2 protein-coding genes are annotated in these 1,760 nt (G+C 49.8%); both read right to left on the bottom strand.

From position 1 onward, the window contains the following. Positions 1-452 (bottom strand): formylmethanofuran dehydrogenase subunit C (locus QCH34_RS11995; RefSeq protein ID WP_300334480.1); only part of this gene is annotated, 452 nt, incomplete at its 3' end. Next, on the bottom strand, positions 449-1,760 hold a 1,312-nt coding region (locus QCH34_RS11990; RefSeq protein ID WP_300334478.1), incomplete at its 5' end, for a formylmethanofuran dehydrogenase subunit A. The genes QCH34_RS11995 and QCH34_RS11990, both read right to left, overlap by 4 nt.

Raw genomic sequence — 1,760 nt, 5'->3', positions numbered from 1 at the left:
ACCTCAACCGATCCCCCACGCATACCACGGCGTCCGCCACGGTATCCACTTGCACAATAATCTCCTGCATCCTCATGGCAGATGATCTCGCCCCCCTTCATCTCGCGTCCAAGCCAGCCATCTGCCGAGCCAAGTATCTCGATTCTGCCCCCGGACATAAAATTCCCGCAATGCATCCCGATATCGCCTTCGACGGTGATTGTCCCACCAGTCATATATTCACCGACACGTTTGACGAGTGATGTATCTCCGCGTATCAGAATCTCGATCTCATCAACTGACGATGCTGTCCCCTCAATACCAACATCTGCAAGCTCACCGAGATGTACAGTCCTGTTTCCTTCACCAACACAAATCTCCTTATTATTGAAGAATGCATCCGGGGTGATCATCTCGGCTTCGATTGGGATGAAAGGGTTCCTGCGGTTTCTGAAGGTGATGGTCACATTCATAAATCTGTCTCCGTTTCAATGCAGTGATTTCTGTGGAGATATTCTTCCTGGACTGGATAATTACTCATCCTGATACTGTAGTATCGCTCAAAGAGTTCCTGAAATGCGGTGTCATGCTGCATATCATAGGCAGCAGGAACCTTCGGCTTCACCCAGAAGGTGGTATTCTCACCATCGATGATTGCATCTCCACGTCGGGAAACGACGCGTCCTCGTTTAATGGTATATTCGGTCTGTGAAAAGCCTTTTACAATCCTCTCATATTCAGCAGAGGGGTCAATCTCATTGATCCTGATTGGATAGATGGCAATATCCGCCTCTGCCCCTGGCGATAGATGGCCTTTGCCGAGATCGGTGATTCCAAGCGCCCGTGCCTGCCCGGCTCTGGTCATCACTGCAATATCATACCAGTCTAACTCCCGTTCAATCGCCGGAAGAGGAACACGCTTTTCTGTATCCTGATGGATTGTTGCAAATTCAGCGTCACGGTAACGCTTGCTCATCAGGAGGGCAATAATCTCAGGATACTTGACAAATGGAGCACCGTTTGGATTATCTGTTGTCAGGAGGCATTGCCAGGGATTTTTCACAAGAAGGGCAAGTTCAAGTCCGATCGCCCACATGATGCTGTTGACAAGATTCTTCCTCCGGTAATTGACAGGGATGATACCGGATCCTGTTTCAAGCTCGACATCATGGTTGCTCCATTTATCGTGGTGGAGCCGGTAGAGGTTGAACTCCATCGGTCCGTCAGCTGTCATCGTTGTTGTCCTGCCAAACATCACCTGTCCCATATCAATGACAATCTGCGGCCGGAAGTTCACCATATTTGCGACCGGTTCGCTCTTTGAGCAGAAATCTCCCCACCCACTGCCGCCATAGGAATGGAACTGAACGTGGGTTGCATAGAGTGACTGGCGTTTATCATTTACATCGGGAACATGCCCGAAGGTCCCGATAGTGCAGGTGAAATTCCCTGGTGTTCCGAGGTTGTTGCAGTGGAGGTGAACCGAATGGGGGAGATGGAGTATTTCATTTGCCTTGATTGTCCCTTTGATGATCTCAGCAGGGGTGAGATCAAAGGTTGGAATCGTCTCATTGATACAGGAGACATTCTTCCCAAAGCCCCAGGCTTCTGTTCCGCCGGGATTAGTCAGTTTGATGGCAAATCCTTTCACGGCAGTGAGCGTCCATGCAATGATTGCTGCTGCACGTTTAATGTCACCATCTTCAAGCGCCCTGAGCATTCCCCAGTTCCCGTCAAAGAGGGTATTGGCAAACGAGTCCTGAAGCGGTGTAAACTTGAAC

It is taken from the genome of Methanocalculus sp. (genome assembly GCF_029762515.1).
GTDB lineage: Archaea > Halobacteriota > Methanomicrobia > Methanomicrobiales > Methanocorpusculaceae > Methanocalculus.
The sequence above is the reverse complement of the archived record's forward strand: the minus strand, read 5'-3'. Positions and strand labels throughout refer to the sequence as shown.